Origin of the sequence: Maribacter stanieri (genome assembly GCF_900112245.1) — a bacterium.
In the GTDB taxonomy this organism is placed as follows: domain Bacteria; phylum Bacteroidota; class Bacteroidia; order Flavobacteriales; family Flavobacteriaceae; genus Maribacter; species Maribacter stanieri.
The window spans coordinates 677,031-695,149 of record NZ_FOYX01000003.1 but is presented as its reverse complement, the minus strand read 5'-3'; the positions used below and the strand labels follow the sequence as shown (position 1 = coordinate 695,149).

13 protein-coding genes are annotated in these 18,119 nt (G+C 34.8%); 6 read left to right on the top strand and 7 right to left on the bottom strand.

Going from position 1 to position 18,119, the window contains the following annotated elements; all coding sequences use genetic code 11:
• Window positions 1-153: 153 nt before the first annotated feature.
• The 4 genes from BM296_RS16795 (at window position 154) to BM296_RS16780 (ending at window position 4,223) form a co-directional block, all read left to right on the top strand.
• Window positions 154-1,383 (top strand): GmrSD restriction endonuclease domain-containing protein, encoded by a 1,230-nt coding sequence (locus BM296_RS16795; protein WP_091904748.1) that lies wholly within the window; start codon window positions 154-156, stop codon window positions 1,381-1,383.
• On the top strand, window positions 1,384-1,980 hold the full coding sequence (locus tag BM296_RS16790) for a HEPN domain-containing protein (protein WP_091904745.1): 597 nt from the start codon (window positions 1,384-1,386) through the stop codon (window positions 1,978-1,980).
• A 513-nt stretch (window positions 1,981-2,493) separates the two neighbouring features.
• On the top strand, window positions 2,494-3,075 hold the full coding sequence (locus BM296_RS16785) for a Crp/Fnr family transcriptional regulator (protein WP_091904742.1): 582 nt from the start codon (window positions 2,494-2,496) through the stop codon (window positions 3,073-3,075).
• A gap of 59 nt (window positions 3,076-3,134) precedes the next feature.
• The gene (locus BM296_RS16780; RefSeq protein WP_091904739.1) at window positions 3,135-4,223 is read left to right on the top strand and encodes an alpha/beta hydrolase family protein; all 1,089 of its coding nucleotides are present in this window, start codon (window positions 3,135-3,137) and stop codon (window positions 4,221-4,223) included.
• Window positions 4,224-4,291: 68 nt separating this feature from the next.
• Here the strand turns inward: BM296_RS16780 and BM296_RS16775 are convergent, their stop codons facing one another.
• From BM296_RS16775 to BM296_RS16755, 5 genes are all read right to left on the bottom strand, one after another.
• Entirely contained in the window at window positions 4,292-5,539 is a 1,248-nt protein-coding gene (locus BM296_RS16775) for a glycosyltransferase (RefSeq protein WP_245787042.1), read from the bottom strand.
• Window positions 5,540-5,912: 373 nt separating this feature from the next.
• Window positions 5,913-8,153: an APC family permease gene (locus BM296_RS16770; protein WP_143099097.1), complete on the bottom strand. Its 2,241-nt coding sequence runs from the start codon at window positions 8,151-8,153 to the stop codon at window positions 5,913-5,915.
• Window positions 8,154-8,288: 135 nt separating this feature from the next.
• Window positions 8,289-9,800, bottom strand: a complete 1,512-nt coding sequence (locus BM296_RS16765; RefSeq protein WP_027066976.1) for a DEAD/DEAH box helicase — start codon at window positions 9,798-9,800, stop codon at window positions 8,289-8,291.
• A 96-nt stretch (window positions 9,801-9,896) separates the two neighbouring features.
• Window positions 9,897-10,826 carry a 2-hydroxyacid dehydrogenase gene (locus tag BM296_RS16760; protein ID WP_091904733.1) on the bottom strand — a complete coding sequence of 310 codons (930 nt, stop codon included), beginning with the start codon at window positions 10,824-10,826 and terminating at the stop codon, window positions 9,897-9,899.
• A 4-nt stretch (window positions 10,827-10,830) separates the two neighbouring features.
• On the bottom strand, window positions 10,831-11,340 hold the full coding sequence (locus BM296_RS16755; protein WP_091904730.1) for a DUF6155 family protein: 510 nt from the start codon (window positions 11,338-11,340) through the stop codon (window positions 10,831-10,833).
• 172 nt (window positions 11,341-11,512) lie between these two features.
• Between BM296_RS16755 and BM296_RS16750 the strand changes: the two genes are divergently transcribed.
• The gene (locus BM296_RS16750; protein WP_027066973.1) at window positions 11,513-12,376 is read left to right on the top strand and encodes a sigma-70 family RNA polymerase sigma factor; all 864 of its coding nucleotides are present in this window, start codon (window positions 11,513-11,515) and stop codon (window positions 12,374-12,376) included.
• A gap of 770 nt (window positions 12,377-13,146) precedes the next feature.
• On the top strand, window positions 13,147-14,439 hold the full coding sequence (locus BM296_RS16745; RefSeq protein ID WP_143099096.1) for an interleukin-like EMT inducer domain-containing protein: 1,293 nt from the start codon (window positions 13,147-13,149) through the stop codon (window positions 14,437-14,439).
• Here the strand turns inward: BM296_RS16745 and BM296_RS16740 are convergent.
• Together BM296_RS16740 and BM296_RS16735 are read right to left on the bottom strand one after the other, a co-directional pair.
• Window positions 14,429-15,736, bottom strand: a complete 1,308-nt coding sequence (locus tag BM296_RS16740) for a YaiO family outer membrane beta-barrel protein (RefSeq protein WP_091904724.1) — start codon at window positions 15,734-15,736, stop codon at window positions 14,429-14,431. The genes BM296_RS16745 and BM296_RS16740 overlap by 11 nt on opposite strands.
• The gene (locus BM296_RS16735) at window positions 15,736-18,117 is read right to left on the bottom strand and encodes a sulfatase-like hydrolase/transferase (RefSeq protein ID WP_091904721.1); all 2,382 of its coding nucleotides are present in this window, start codon (window positions 18,115-18,117) and stop codon (window positions 15,736-15,738) included. The genes BM296_RS16740 and BM296_RS16735 overlap by 1 nt, the downstream gene beginning before the upstream one ends.
• Between the last annotated feature and the right edge of the window lie 2 nt (window positions 18,118-18,119).

Genomic DNA, 18,119 nt, shown 5'->3' with positions numbered 1-18,119 from the left:
TAAGTACTTGCGTACACCTATTGAAATATAGAACTTAGCCATCACTCCCCGAAATATATTAATGAAGCATTTAAAAGGAATTGAAATTCCTCTTAGCCAATCGTTAAGATTAATAGATAACCACTATATTTAGAATACAAAAAAAGTAAAATTATGCCCCAAGAAGAAATCGATTTAAATGATGATCAATTATTTTTAGATCCTGAAGATATTGGTAGCGAAGATGAAGATGACATTAATCAAGGTATCGGAAGTTTTACTGATGCTGTAATTTGGGGGACTGATTGGACCGCTGAAACAGTGAACAACCAACTTACAAGAGGAAATATTGATTTATTTCCCAAATTTCAACGACGTGACGCATGGTCTAATAAACAAAAAAGTCGTTTTATCGAATCTCTGATTCTTGGCCTACCAGTTCCGCAAATAATCTTAGCTGAGAAAAAAGATAAAAAAGGAAAATACATTGTAATTGATGGAAAGCAACGTTTACTAACTATACGTAAATTCTTTTCGGAAAAAGAAGATGATGAATTTAAGCCTTTGAGATTAGGTGGATTAGACATCCTCACTGAACTAAATGGTAAAACATACAAGAAAATTAAAGAAAACTCTGACTTCGAAAACGAGGTTAATTCGCTCGAAAATCAAAGCATTAGAACAACCATTATTAAGAACTGGCCTAATGAAGAATTTTTATTTACTGTGTTTCTTAGGCTAAATACAGGTAGTATTAAACTTAGTCCACAGGAACTAAGACAAGCTTTACATCCCGGACCATTTATTGATTTCGCAGATGAGTTTTCAATCTCAAGCAATCCAATTAAGGAAATGCTTAATCTCACCAAACCAGATTATAGAATGCGTGATGTTGAGATAGTTATTCGCTACTTTGCAAATAAATACTTTTTAAGCGAATATGACGGAAATCTAAAGAAAGCTTTTGACTCAACAGTAAATCGATTAAATCACTCTTGGGTAACAGATGCATCTAAAATAAAAAAAGATGCGAATAATCTGGATAGCGCCATTTCCTTCACGATTGAATTGTTTGGATCTAAAAAAAATGCTTTTAGTAAGTGGAACGGTACCGAGTTTCAGTCTAATTTTAACCGGGCAGTTTTCGATATAATGGTGTTTTATTTCAGTGTCCCTGGTATTTTAGAGGAGGCTCGTGGAAAGAAGACAGAAATTTTGGACAAATATAAATCTCTATGTGTAAATGATGGTGATTTTAGAACATCATTCGAGCATACCACAAAAAGTATCGATAATACGTTTAAACGAATCACAACATGGGGAGAATCTCTTGCAGAAATATTAGATACTCAGGTTACAATTCCAACATACGACAGTAATGGCTATTCAGAAAAAAAAATCTAGATGGCTAATTCTGCGCGATACAACAAATTAAAGTCAAGAATTAAGTTCATTGAGAACAACCTACTGCCAGACGAAAAAATAACTGGTAACTACACAAAAAAGGAAAAGGATTTAATTCGAGGTTATATTCTGTTAGTGCATGCGGAAATCGAAGCATATTTTGAGGATATAGCTAAACAAGTGGTTTCAAATGCCAAATCAAAATGGATTGCAACTAGGCAAAAAAGCAATTGTATTTTGTCTATTATTGCTTTTTGTTCGCATGAAATTAATTGGGAAAACGATCCATCTAAAAATGATATCAAGCATAGAATAAATAGAACTACTGGACATTACACAAATAAGCTGAACAGTAACCACGGTATAAAATCAAACAACGTCAAAAACATTTTACTTCCTTTAGGTATTGAAGAGAGTCAATTGGATCAAACTTGGTTAAACACAATGGATGACTTTGGTGCTAAACGTGGAAGTATAGCCCATTCTACTCATAGTGTACAGAATCCCATTGATTTAAAAACTGAAAAGGATAGAATTAATATCCAAATAATCCCTGAAATTAAAGACCTCGACAGCATCATAAAAGCATTAAAATAAACCTAACACACGTTATTCCCAAGCGCAGGTTCAAACTTCGAGAAATCATCCAAACTGAGCAAAACAATTCTTAACTTCGAAAAACAAACCTAACTTGAGAGCTGCGCCATTGCATAGCGCCGAACGATAACGAAACCCTTTAGCTTACCCCCTATTCTTCTCCTCAATCCATTTCCCCATAAACTTAGTAGCGGTCATAGTTTGGTGTTGTAATAAACCACCTGTGAAGTTTTGTGTTCTATGAGTTGTAATTGATTGTTGCAGATTTGCTATCTTTTCTAGAAACACCTGTTCCAAATTGGTTATGTATACAAGGTTTTGACAAAAGTTTTTCTTTGGTTATATGTCGTTTACAAAGATTGCTGAAAATGTATCTAGCTCAACCCCTTAATAACTCTCCTTTATTTTTATAATTATAGTATCTTCAAACTGAAAACAAAACATACGAGCCGAGACCGTTGGCGGTAATTGTAAAACAAACCCATTACCAGTTGTTTTAACGATTAAAGTAATATGACTGATTATCTAAAGAAACATCTAAATCAAAAATTAATACTTTCTGATGAGAAATTAGAAAGTATATTAATTTGTTTCAAGGAAATACAAACTAAGAAGAATCAGATATTGATTCATCAAAACAAAGTTTGTAAACATTTATTTTTCATTAAAAAAGGATGTTTACGAGTTGTATGCACTAGAGATGATGGTCAAGAATGGACTAGGCAAATTGAAACTGAAAACAACTTCATTACAATATTTCCTAGTTTCATCGAACAAACAAATACCAGTTCATACCTGCAGGCTATCGAGGCAAGTGAAATATTCTATATTTCATTTTCTGATTTTAAAAAGCTTAATAAGATGCTTCCTGAGTGGAAAAAATTCTATACAGATATTCTTGAGAAAGCATATATAAATAGTGTGAAACGAATTGAAAAATTAATTACAATGAGCGGAAAACATCTTTACCAAGATTTTAAAATAAATCATCCTGAGCTTTTAATAAGATTACCTAACAAAGTTCTAGCCAGCTACCTAGGTATGTCCCAAGAAACACTTAGTAGACTAAAAGCTAAAAAAATTGAGGCTTCTTGATTTTTATCAATTTTATTTACATAGATGAGTTCTAATTTTGTACTTAAATTAAAAATCATATGTATTCAAGAACTTTATCCTTTCTAATCATTTTATTTGTTTTCTTCACTTTTACAGCTTGCAATAACGATAATTATAAAGACCAAAGTTTTCAAAATTATTTGCAAACACATAAATATGCAATTGGTCAAACCAATTTTACATTTCTTGATTCTTTAAGAAACAGACCTTTAAAAACCGAAATATGGTATCCGACAAAAGACACTACTAAATTTAATGTCACAAAGGAATACCCTTTCAAGTTACCTCCTACTTCAAAAGACGCAGCACCTATTGCGGAAAAATCCCCCTTGATTTTACTCTCTCACGGAACAGGAGGAAATAGAATTAGCCAAATGTGGCTTGCTTGTGAACTAGCTTCCAACGGATTTATAGTAGCTGCAGTTGATCATTACGGCAATACCTTAGATAATAAAATTCCAGAGAATTTTGTAAAAGTTTGGGATAGACCATTAGACATCAGTTATGCACTCGACAATCTGTTGAATGCTTCAGAATTTAGTTCGATAATAGACTCAACAAGAATCGGAATGGCAGGATTTTCATTAGGCGGTTATACGACAATTGCACTAGCGGGAGGCGTGTTGAATTATGAATTACTAAAAGAATTTTCTAATACCGAAGAAGGAAAGGTGGAGTTTGACTTACCTGAATTGGGGGATGTTTCAAAACTCATTACGCCCGAGATTATTGAATTGGGAAATAAAGAAAATAGATACCTGAAAGACAATAGAATATCTGCGTTTATTGCAATGGCTCCTGCTATTGGACAAGGGTTTAATGAAAAAAGTCAATTTGAAAAAGTTAATAAATCAGTTTTAATCATTGGTGCGCAAAATGATGAACGGACACCTGTTAATACCAATGCTAAACATTATAGTGAATTATTAGATGGCTCAAAATACGTAGAATTGAGAGGACAAGTAGGGCATTACATTTTTATGAACGAAGCAAAAAATCGTCTTAAAAGAAATGCTCCCATTGTTTTTAAAGACGATAAGTCTGTTAATAGAGATGAAATACACAAAGAAGTTTCCACTATGATAATAGAATTCTTTAATAACGAATTAAATAAAAAAAGCCACTAACACTGCATATGAAATCATGGCTCGTAAATCAATACAATTCATATACTCATCTATATATAAAACACCAATTATACTTTATTTTTCTCTTCAATCCATTTACCCATAAACTTGGTAGCAGTCATGGTTTGGTGCTGTAATAAAGCGCCGGTGAAGTTTTGTGTTCTATGATGGGTCAGGTCTTTATGAAGTTGTGTTACTTTCTCTAGAAATACACTTTCTAAACTTGGTTTAGCGTACAGCGTATTAATCAAAGTTTTGCCTTGGTTTTGTGATTGTTGCCAGGTATCTTTCACTGTATATAAACGAACTGCCGCTGCAACAAAAGCGGTGTGATCATTTTCTATATAACCGTTCCAATCCAAAATGCCCGCCATGCCTTCTGCGCCAATGGTCGTAGTAACACTAGGTGTGCCATTTTGCATGGCGGAAATCAATTTCCCTTTAATGCCGGCACCAAAACGTAAGGGAGCCAAGCATACCTTAGCGGTACTCATAACATCATCAACAGCTTCTGCCCTGCCCTCAACTAGAAATCCGGTTGCTGGGTTATGCATTTCTAAAATTTGTTGAGGCAAGTAAGCACCATACACATGTAATTTGGCTTCGGGCAATTGTTTATGAACTAATGGCCAAATAATTGTTTTTAAGCATTTAACCGCATCTATATTGGGCGCATGTTTTCCGCCACCAATGAATATGAAATCGGTTCGCTCATTAAATGAGTTCCATTTGGTGTCATCGGTAATCTCATCAACCATAAAAGGAAGTAACAACAATAGACTTTCATCTATTTTTATAACATCGGTCAATAATTCTAATTCATAGCTAGAGATAATTAAAGACAGATCGCAACGGTAAATACATGCAATTTCGCGTTTGGTTTTATCATCTATCAACCATGCATCTGTAGTAAACGGAACATCCTTTTTAAAACATTGTTCTCGCACATGACGTAGGCTGTGTAAATCTTCGGTATCTAAAATTCTGAGCGCATCTGGACAGTTTTCAGCCACACGCCACCCAAATTGTTCTTCGGTCAAAAAACGATCAAACAACACCACATCAGGATTCAAATCTTTTACAAAAACATCAAACGAAGCATCGTTTATTTTTATATCCTGCGAGTTGTAACTTAAAAGTTCAACATCCGCAGCATACTCCGACCTAGAAGCAGCGGAAGTAATGGTTATGGAATAGCCTTGCTTTTTAAATACTTCTAACAATTGCATCATTCGCACTCCCGCGGCCGTAGAAGCAGGTTCTGGCCATACAAGTGCTATTACGAGAAGGGTTTGGGTATTTTTCTTTAAGTACAAAGTCCGAAGTATTAAGTACAAAGTACGGGAATTGGTTGTTGGTTGACAAGTTTTTAGTATCAGTAGCCAGTTTCAGTTAGCAGTACTCAGTTTTAATTCTGTCTTTGCGAGGAGTTTTTCGCGACGTGGCAATCTGTTGAATCATTGTAAATAAGTACGTTTTAGTACCTCTGTCAGTTCGAGTGGCTTTTTAGTTGTAGCATTGCGAAAACCAAAAAGTTGTATCGAGAACCTTTGGAACACAGAAGGGTTCTCGATACTAATTTCTAATACCTCTAAATTCACTTGAACCGACCATTCATTAGATAGTATGTAGGTGTGTTCCGAAGAAACAGGTAGCCGCGCTTTGCCCGCTATGACGAACAACCAACAACTAACTTCCCGAAACCCCTATTTCATCAAGTACCACTACTCCAAAATCAGTTTGGTCAAAAATAAATTTAATGGATGCTATATTTTTCGCGGTAAACTCAGGGTTAGCGGTTATAAAGCGTTGTATTGGTAAATGGTAGGTCTGTAACTGCACTTCCCAATCTTCTCCGATCATATCTTTATCCAAGAATTTGAATTTGGTGAACCTTGTCTTTAACGGTTTGGTAATGCCTTTAATCTCATTAATTTTCATAGCACTTGTGTGTCCAGATGCATCGGTTAGTTGAATGGTGAAATCTAGCTGTTGCACTTCGCGTTTATCTTCATCTTTCTTTGCTTCTTTTTGCGCTTCGGTTAAGTTAATATCTAACCATTCATGATTTCCTGCACCCAACGTAAATTGTAATGTTGAATTTGTTGTAAACGCACTAGCATCATTAGCCGAGAGCGTCAATTCATAAACACCCATATCCGAAGAACTAGCAGAAGTTTCGGCATCCCATCCAAGAATAACAGCATTATTTTCTTGGCTTCCTTTGTCTCGAGTTGGTAGATTTTGCTCTTTCCAAAGTGCTAAATGGCTCGTTTGTATTTTTGTGTCATCCTTTGCTGTTGTAACATCTAAATCTTCTTCAAAATCAGCAATAGTATGAAAATTAGATGGCTGAAAAGAAGTTAAGTAATGTTCAACGGGCAACCATTGTTTAGCTATAGCCACATCTTTAAATAGTGTACGGTATTCTTGATTGTTTTTTAAAGAGGCTTCCGCAAAAGCACTAATAAATACTTTAGCGGCTTCTTGCTGTTGTTCTTCTTTTAATAACGGATTTAAGTTCAATAACCATTTGGATGGGGCTCCAAAATCTGAATTTCCCCACGTGGAATTAAACTGACCATGATTGGCATGGTGAATATATACTCCCGATTTAAATCTAGAAATAGAATCTGTATACTGCAAACGACGATATGGTCTCATACCCCAAAAACTGACTTCATCTGCATCATAAGAACCCTGTATACTCAAGAAATTGATGTTGTTCAATATAATTTTTCGGTCATATCTATAATCTGTCGGTGCAAGTGCAACCACCCCTTTGATATTAAAATTGAAATCGAATTTCTCTTTTGCCTGATCAGGAAAATAGGGCAACGGATTATAAGCTGCTGCAATAGAAACCGCTTCGCCACCACGAGAATGACCAACCAACATAATATTTTCCATATCTACTTTTTTGGATAGCTCATGTCCTTCTTCTGTATTCCAATTTCTCCATTGTTCTAAATGTTTTAAAAGTAACCATGCACGAGCGGGCATTTCTTTTCCCCTAAAATCTCCAGACCAATGTCCATTTAAAAAATTCTCATCCACCGACACTGCTATTATACCTCTACTTGCCAATAATTCGCCTAGATACCCATAGCCATCATCAGAGTAATCTATCATGCTATGATTGCCATGCACGATTAAAGTTAACGGAAAAGGACCCTCACCCTTAGGCATATAAGCCCTACCATTTAATGGAAAGTTTTCTGCACCGAATCCCCAATAGCGTTCACGCCATTTCTTCTTTTTATCGATCCAGTCGGGAATCAACCATGTGGCATCTACAGTATTGGTTTTATAGGTAACTCCCGCAGCAAATTCTTCGCGTAGTTCATCGGTACCGCTACCATACGTAAATGTCTTAACGGTATAAGGACCTATAGCAGCAGGGTTCTCTAAAGTCGCTTCCGAGGGGAGAAAATTAGTATTAGTTGAAAAAGCTAGAGGGACTTCTTTTTCATAAGGATCAGCACCGGATCCAGCTAAAATTAATAATACATAGCCGACACCAATTCCCATTATGAGAAGAAAGGCACTTGATCGAAATGATCTTTTTAATTGAAATCTATAAATGGCGATACAAAATAGAATCCCTAAAGTAATTATGCCACTATAGAATACTATTGGCCAGCCAAAACCAACATACTTTAAGATGATAAAAACGATAATACCGCTTAGAATTGCAGTAATAGATTTTAGCTGAATACTTTTTAGTCCTTTGCCAATGAGGTTAAGTAATGTGAATACAGTTAAGTTAATTACCAGACCTAACAGAATGGCAAAAATCATCATTATAATGGGGTGCCAACCGGTTAAAAAATGATAACCGACAATAGCATAAAAAACAAGAGTTAGAATTAAAATAAGGGTAAATAAGCGATTCTTCATTGGTAGGGAATGTTCTAGTGGTTCTAGCATATGAATTTAACCATGTTAAGTGGTTATTAATCATGGTCTGGTCATTTTTCAACATCCAATAATAAAGACCGCCCTAGAATAAAGAATTAACAATTAGATGAACATTAATTTTCAATACCTAATCCCCCGTAAGAATTACATCTTAGCTGCGAACATCTTAGAGATTTTAGAACGTAATTTTCGTTCGTAATCTTCCTCTAGCCATTCTTTGTAGTTCTTTGTATTGTTCATAATACAATATGAATATTGGCGGACACGGTATTTAATTTCCTCTTTTAGTTTTTTTGCCAGAATACGGGCATCAAAAACATCTTCAGAATTCTCTACACAAATTTTTGCATGCTGGTCTATACTTTTTTCAAGCACCAGTTTAGATTTCTCTCCGTTAGCAAAGCTCTTTTTGTATTCCGCTTTAATGTCAAAATCAATATCGGTAGAATTCGCAAATTCGGCGCGTAAATCTGCCGGCATTTCATAAACGAATTCACGTTCTATCTCTTCATCATTCTTTATGTTTTCCAAATAGAAATCTGGGAAGTGGAAAATCTCTTGCCAATCGATACCTGCATTCCAAAGACCAAAACGGGCAACATTGTTCCCCATATCAATAACATTGAATTCCTCTTTATGTGGCAAATATCTAGACCCACGACCAATCATTTGAAAATATAGGGTAAGTGAGCGTGTAGCACGGTTTAGAATAATGGTTTCTACACTAGGCTCATCAAAACCAGTAGTTAAAATACTTACCGATGTTAATATGGCATCGGGCGTTTCTTTAAACCATTTTAGAATCTCTTTACGTTCACTTGCATTGTTCTTATTGTCGAGATGGCGAATATTATACCCAGCCTTCTTAAACGTCTCGCATACGTACCTTGAGGTGTTTATACCATTATTAAATATAAGAGTCTTGGTTCCTTTTCCAATTTCATTATAGGCAGCCACCAGTTTATTCAGCATACTATGGTTACCGTATAACTCATCAGAAGATTTTACGGTATAATCTCCACTAATACCCAGTTTAAGGGTTTGCAGACTTACATCGTAATTATACATATTCGCTTTGGCCAAAAACTTCTTTTGAATCAAGGAATCTATAGACTCGCCCACAATCAACTTTTTATAGTTGTCTTTCATGGGAAGCTTAATATTTGAACTTAACGGTGTTGCGGTAACCCCAAGAATAACGGAGTTTTCAAAAAATTTAAATAGTTTTCGAAAAGAGTTGTAATGTGCCTCATCTATAATAACAAGACCGATATTGTTTATTTCAATCTTCTCTTCTTGTAGACGGTTGTTCAGCGTTTCTACCATAGCCACAAAACACATAAACTCGTCTTGGTCTTGCCATTCTTTTACTTCGCTGTTTATAATCTTGTTCTTAACTCCAAAACCGTTCAGCATTTTAGAAGTCTGCTGACTTAATTCTATACGGTGGGTAAGTACAATTACCTTCTTATTGGTCTTTGCAATATAGCGCTTGGCAATTTCAGAGAATACCACAGTTTTACCACCACCGGTAGGTAATTGGTATAGTAAGTTAGAATTATCCCCATTCTCATCTAGATACTTAAAAATAGCATGTAGATCTTCCTCTTGATAATCATATAAGGTTTTCTCAACGGTCTCTTTCTGTAATTTCAAAAGGTGGTAGGCTTAAATAGATTAATAATGCAAAAACCTTATAAAATTATGTGATTTTTATGGGTCTAGGAAATAAAAAACTTTAAAAACACAATATTAATATCCCTTGTCAGAATCTACCAGATGAAGTAATTTCTTACCAGAAATTAACCTTTTATAGTTATCTACAATCTGTGGCATTACAGAATTGGTATCTGAAACACTGGCATAATGGGGAGTCATGTGTACTTTTTTATGATTCCAAAAAGGATGTGTTGTAGGCAATGGCTCTGTATGGTACACATCTAAACAAGCACCGGATAAGTGTCCTGAGTCCAATAACTCCAACAGATCTTCATCCACTAAATGTCCGCCACGGGCTACGTTTATCACATAGGCGTTCTTTGGAAGTTGAGACATTAAAGATGTATTCAAAATACCCTGGGTAGCAGGTGTCAACGGTAGCAAGCATACCAAAACATCTGTAGAACCTAAAAAGTTTTGCTGTTGGTCTTCACCAAAGAAAGTTTGCACCCCATCAATATTTTTTTTGCTTCTACTCCACCCTTGCACATTAAAACCATATTTGCTAAGGTCGGTTGCGGTAAGCGAACCTAGTTCCCCAAGACCTAAAATACCAACAGTAACATCTTTAATTCGTAGATAATCTTTAGGTTCCCAAACATTGGCAACTTGATCTAATTTGTAAGCGTTTAAATTCTTTAGGTGTGCGAAGATTACGGCAAGCACATGTTCGGACATATCGCCGGCCAAAAACGGATCAACGATACGGGTAATTGGGATATTCTTTGGACGGGTATTATCTTCAAAAATATAATCTACCCCTGCCCCAGCAGAAGCAATACATTTTAGATTGGGATAAACTGCCAACGAACCAGCCGGATGTTTCCAAATGACCGCCATAGTAATCTCATCTTTTGGGTGGTCTTCTAAATAGCTATACACCTTTAAAGAGCTGTCCGCTTTTTGTAAAGCGTTTTTCCACAATTCAATCTTAGAATCTTGTCTTATAATAACTATTGCCATATTGCTAATCTATAATATCCAAAGCTTTAGAGAATTCATCTTCTAAAAGCCATTTTTGGTTTTGTGTTTCTGTATATATTTTTAAGATACGTTCTCTAAACTCAGGAAAAATACCTTGTACAGTGGTATACTGTATGACTTCGTTAAATGAGTTTAGCATACTACGGTAAAAAGAGTCTGCCACATTTTTCTCCATAGAAAAGGCCTGAGCAATTTCTAAATTGCAACACATAACATCTGCTACAAGGTGAGGATCTACGCCCAACTTTATAAAATGCTTCAAGAATTTCTGTGCTACAGAACGTCTTGCTTTAGGTCTTCTACGCTTTAACGGAAAGTATTCGTTAGATATCTTTGCCTTGGCATCTTGTACCAATTTATCTTCCTTAGGGTTAAACGCAAAATCGTAATATGTTTTTACGGCAGGGAATTTTTCGTAAAGCTCCACTATTTGTTCTTCCAATGCCTTTTTAGGAAGTTTGGAGATATATGTTTTTAGGGCTCTTTTACTCATATTAAATAACTGTCTAAGTTCAAAAATAAGCTATCGAAATATAACGTCCTAAATGCTTAAAGCTTTGTTAAAGCTAATAAATGCTGTACAACATTAGTGAAATACATTAGGATATTAGGATAAAAAGCGGTATACTGTAAACTTGTACAACTTCTAAATTCCATACACACATATGAGGCAACTAAAGATTATCAAGCAGGTAACGAATCGTGAGTCAAAATCACTGGATAAATACTTGCAAGATATCAGTAAAATTGATTTGATTACTGCGAATGAAGAGGTAGAATTAGCACAGAAGATTCGTGAAGGTAGTCAAGCAGCTTTGGAAAAGTTAACCACGGCCAACTTAAGATTTGTGGTTTCCGTAGCAAAACAATATCAGAATCAAGGTCTTAAATTACCAGATTTAATTAATGAAGGAAATTTAGGGTTAGTTAAAGCAGCAAAAAGATTTGATGAAACAAGAGGATTTAAGTTTATATCCTATGCCGTTTGGTGGATCAGACAATCTATATTACAAGCTTTAGCAGAACAATCTAGAGTAGTTCGTTTACCGTTGAACAAAATTGGTTCAATTAATAAAATCAAAAAGACATTTTCTTACTTAGAACAGGCACATGAGCGCCCACCTTCTCCAGAAGAAATTGCAAAAGAATTAGAAATGACGGTTTCTGAAGTGAAACAATCACTTAAGAATTCAGGTAGACATGTATCTATGGATGCACCTTTACGTGAAGGCGAAGATTCTAACCTATATGACGTATTACGTTCAGGTGAATCTCCAAGACCGGACAATGTTTTATTACAACAGTCATTAAATACAGAAATTAATAGAGCTTTAGATACATTATCTCCAAGAGAGGCAGATGTAGTTAAATTGTATTATGGTATTGGTGACCAACAATCAATGACTTTAGCAGAAATTGGACAAACGTTTGATTTAACAAGAGAGCGTGTGAGACAAATACGTGAAAAGGCTATACGTAAATTACGTCATGCCTCTAGAAGTAAGTTACTTAAGACCTATTTAGGCTAGATATAACAATTGTTTTAAAAAAAAGAAAGCGCCCGTTTTTACGGGCGCTTTCTTTTTTTCTAATGTTTAGAACATTACGAATGGGTCAATTTGTTGATATTAAAGTTTACTAGGATGCTATTAAGATCCTGAATAAAGTTTTGATAGGATGAGAAATCTTGATTTTGATGTGCCATGGGTTATTTGTTTTTGGTGTTTGGTTTGGTAGACATTTACATATAGTCCAACTCAGCTAATTCGTTGATACTAAGAATTTCATTTAAATCTTGAAGAAACACAAGGTATTCTTCTCCGTAGGTGTCGTAAAGCATATTGTAGGTTTAAAAGTTAATCTTAATTTGGGTACACATATCTTGGAAGTAAATATATAGTGATGTTAAGGCTGTGACAACAAATTGTGGTGAACCATTTTAAATTTGTTGTAAAACCCACTAAAAAGTGTTGTTTAGTATCTAAAAACTATGAAACCTATATTTTACAAGGCTTTTGAGATGCGCAGTTCATCCTCTTTATTGGTATTTTACCGAAGTTTTAGAAACAAAACAATTAGATTTAAACGATACTAAACCTAAGAATACAGGATTATATGAGATGCAGATTAATTATGAGTCAAAAAATTTAAAAATACTAGACCTGTAATCATCTATAAATTAGATGAATACAATTATTTACCTTATCACAATACCAGACTTTTAATTTCGTTTTCTTTATAACCATATTAGTACAACATATACTTAATGGTAAACTAGTGTTGAAAAAATCCATTTATAATGATGAAATCCCCCTATAGTACTATAAACTTCAAAATCTGTTTGCTATTCGTTTCCCTGTTCATAGGAAACCATTTAGAAGCAGCTACAACATATACTATAAGTTCTTTTAATGAAAGTGTAATTTACGGAGACGTGGTGCTTAATAGTCATAGCTTTAATACACATGAACGAAGTACGTTTATGTATGACTCGCAATTAGAAGCCATAGAACGCGGTCTCACCATAGTTCATTTTCAAGCGGGTAATAATTTTGAATTTAAAACTTTTGATACCTACGGTAGTAAAGAAGATGTGCAAGATCTTTTAGATGTTCTTACTAAAATGATACAATCAAAAGCCACATTCGCCATATTGGCACATGATTCGGCCGCAGCACAATTAACCGGGTATGAAAAACAAATTAGTGCATTAGGACTCATTCAATTAAGTACTTTAAAAGGAAGGCAAGCATATGTTATGCATAATACCAAAGGGGTTATTTCTGAACAAATAAACGACAATTCCATTACAGAAACCATTCAAGTAAATGCACAAATAGGTGGCAAAGAAATTTTCTTTCCAAAAGAGGTGTATGAGTTTGAACCTAGCAGTGATAGGTACATTGCGCATGCAGGAGGTGAAGTAAATGGTGTAAAATCAACAAACTCCAAACATGCTTTAGATGAGAATTACAAAAAGGGATTCCGAATTTTTGAGTTGGACATTATTGAAACATCTGACGGAAAATTAGTGGCCGCCCATGATTGGAACATGTGGGCACGTTTTACCGATTATACAGGAACCTTACCTCCTACCCACTCGCAATTCATGAAACAGAAAATTTATGGCGATTATACGACCTTAGATATGGATGGAATAAATACCTGGTTTAAAAATCACCCTGACGCTACATTGATTACAGATAAAGTTAATGACCCTATTGCATTTGCCGACGCCTTTATAGATAAGAAACGTCTAATAATGGAACTATTTAGTGTTATGGCAGTAGAAAAAGCATCTGAACATGGAATAAACACTATGATTTCTCAAGAGCCTTTATTAAGTATTAAAGGTGATAAAGTGAATTTTTTAAAAGTAAACAATGTAAAGCATGTGGCGGTTTCAAGAAGGATAATCGCTAGTCAGAAGAAATTGATGCTACAACTAAGAGATGCCGAAATTAAAGTGTATGTATTCAATGTGAATTTTGACGCCGGAAAAGACGAACGATATGTGTATGATAATGAGTTAGGCTTAGTATATGGAATGTATGCCGATAAATGGATACCTGCTATGAAGTCTAAAAATTAAACTCATACGTTAATCCTGCAGAGATAGAGTAAAAATAACTGCCAGGATCAAAAGATTGCTCTTGACGCAAGACACCTACATTGGTTCTGTAAGCACTAAGATTATTTTTACTGGTAAATTGATATTCAAAACTTAAACGTTGCGATTCAATATACAGTAGTGTTTCTGCCAATAATTGATTACCCGATGTAAATTGCCTCAATTCAGGTGAAAATCCGTAACCAACATTAAAACCCATATAATTTTCAGCATCCTTCAAGTATTTACGTACCAATAGATTTCCAGAAACATTGGTTAAGTTGTTAGATTCTGGAGTAATATAAGATCGCAAAGAAAAATAATAATTGCCCTTATAATACCCCAGTGAATTGGTGATCGACTTTACATCTCTAGTTGCAAAATTTATTAGTCTACCACCACCAGAAAATTCAAATCCGCTTTTGTGGTTGTAATATATATCTCCACCAACTTTATGGTTAGGATATAAATCTGATTCTGAATAGCCATAGTTTACATAAGCATAAAAACCCTTTGCAATTTTAGGATACAGATCAATATCTAATTGAATTCCATTTTTACCTACCCTATTGCTATTGTTTATTCTTGGAATAATAGAACCATAAGGGGTCTGTCTTTTAAAAGCAATACTAGATGTAGTTATGGGATCAAAACGCTGGTCATAGAAAGTTACAGAACTATTTACCATAACAGAATTCTTTAACTTCTCTTCCGTAACCGGTGTTTTTCTTTCCAATTCTAAGTTCTTATTATCAATGCTCTTCGCTACTGTTGGTTTTTGTTTTTTAGCTACTACCAATCTCGTTTTGACAGCACTGTCTACATTATACCAACCATCTTCAGTATACGACAAACCATTAACCCCGTCAGTTGCTATTGCTTGAAGTCTTATAATTTCCTCATCATTTTCTATATGTACCAATGCTTTGTTGGACAGTCCCAAAGCGGTAGCATAGTTTTTAGCGTACAACTCATTTTTTATAGCTGAGATCCATGCTTCTCTATTGTTCTTGGTTTTGGATAAAATGGTATTAAACGATGACCGAGCTAAATCATAATTACCTCGCCAACTAAGCGTACTTGCCCATAATAAAGAAGTTTCCACATCTGTAGCAGGCTTATTAACTAATACGTACAGCATATTATGCGCAGTATTCGTTTTGCCTTCATAAGCCAATGCATATGCCGTGTCAAAATTATCATCAGTATCCTGACCTGTACCTTGATAGATACCGGCAAATAGGACCAAAAGGATGATATGTACGTACGTATTACTCATTATTTAACTGACGCTACTGTATTTAAAGGTTCTTTCTTTTTTAGCTGGTGCACTTTAATTCCTGCATTTCTAGCAATTGTACGTGCCCTTGAAATTTTATCTGTTATTTCATTGGCACTAGAACTATTTTCTTGAACCTTATCTATTAATTCTAAACCTTCTCTCAACTTATCTGACCAATAATACACATCAAATAGCGCGGCATAAGAATCTATATAATTGGGATTAATAGCAATGCATTCTTGTAAAATCTCCGCAGCCTTTTCATGGTTTCCTTGCCAAGAGTTTACCCTGCCCATTAATATTTTAGTATCTATATGACTAGGTGCTCCAGAAAGGTTGTAGCGACATAACAATAACGCTTTGTCCCATTTTTTATTCCATGCTAAATCCCTAGCCTTAAAATAGCCCTTATCAGAATCTTTACCATCATAAACACTGTTCAACCAAACCGTTTCACTATCGGTAAATTTTTCTTTTTGAATGGTAAAAATTGCCAAGCTATCAGGTATAATTTTGTTCTCTGTAGTAACGTAATGGTTTACGGACTTAAAACGTTCTAAAGTAGATTCAATAGCACCACCTCCAAAAGCAGAGCTGATATCCATATTCTCATCTATTTGCATAATATCGCCATCTGTATATAGTTTTTCTCCACTTATATATTCCTTTAATTCGTTCTTATTTCTCATAAGAGGAATGTTTTTTGTGGATCTAAAGGCAGTTTGCATATCTATAGCGCCCCCCATCCAAGCGACTTTCTTAGGCATTTTTAATTCGTAAGAACCATTTAATAGCGCCAAAATAGACGGAGTAACATCAAAATGAGAAGAAACAGAACTCATTTTTCGTGTAGATTTCAGCATTGGGCTGTACATAATTAATGGCACATGAAAACGACTGATGTTATTACGCTGTGGAATTGGAATTAACCTATGGTCACCAGTTATTATGAAAATAGTATTGTCATAATTTGGTTGAGACTTATATGATTCCATGAACCATTTTATAGAATTATCGGTATATAAAAGTGTGGCAAAGACATTATCATTCTTTTCAATCACTTTTTCAACCCTAGAATCGAAGCCTTCTTTTGACAGTATGTTTTTTACTTTGCCTTCATACAAATCTTGATTAGGCGGAATAAAAGGCTCGTGTGTACTAATAGTCATATAAACCTCTAACCTTGGCTGATTTTCTCCTCTTTCTAAACTGATACTTTTCTTGAATAATTCTAAATCTGGAAAACCCCAAGAAGAACCTGCAGCGTCTTCTGCCTGTTGTTGGTACTTATTTCCGAATCCTGATTTATCCAAAACAAAATCAACATTTTCACTTTTTAGAAATCTATCTACCTTATCAAAAGAGCTATTGGTTCCTTGATAAAATGAAGTATGGTAACCGTTATTTTTAAGTACACTAAACAGGGTCAACTTATTAGGGTATTCCTCTAACTCCATGAAACCGCTTTTACCAAATGGCAACGACCCTAACAATGAAGGTAGTACGCCAAAAGTTCTACCGGTATTACTTAGAAAATTCTCCCAGTATAAAGATTTAGTGGTCAATGAATCTAGATAAGGAGTGAATCCGCCATATTCAGCACCTTCACCAACAAAATCCCTACCTAAACCTTCAACCATTATAAAAACGATATTAGGTTTTTCCTCTTTTAATTCGAAGTAATCTCCAAGTACATTTTCAATATTTGAACTTTCTACTAATGGATATTCTTCCGTAGAAGTATACGAATTGTCTTCAGTAGAAGAATTGTAAAGATTTACAGCTAGGTACTGTACTTTATTTTGGTTAATAGGTTTACCATCTGTAAATAACGAGGCAACGAACAAACTAAATAAAACTATGGTAAACGGGTACATTTTACTAATTCTGTTATAGAATTTAGAAGTGATCCTGTACAGTATTAAAAATAGACCGATTAAAATAGCAGAGGCAATTAGCAAGTACACTGAAATTATGTATCCACCAGAATTGGCTATCGTGATTTTCATGTCAGAATAGCTATACCCCAATAAATCTGACCCTAATGGCACCAACGTGGTACAGTAGTATGCAGTTAGCATAGCTTCTATGATTAAAACAATACTTAGCAACACAAATACCAGATTGAAGCCATATTTGGAACGTAGATTTTCCCAAAAGTTAAACGGGAAAACCATAACAATACCCATAAGCGCGGTAAAGCCAATTTGGTGTACAATTGCTTTTAATAAACTAGTGGACAAAATAGAATCCAGAACTCCTTTATAGTATAGAATACCATATTGAAAAAGCGTCAATACCAGCAAACATCCAAAAAAGGACATCATAAGCCGCGTATACTGCTTTAAAGAATATCTATCTATACTACTTGTGTTCATTA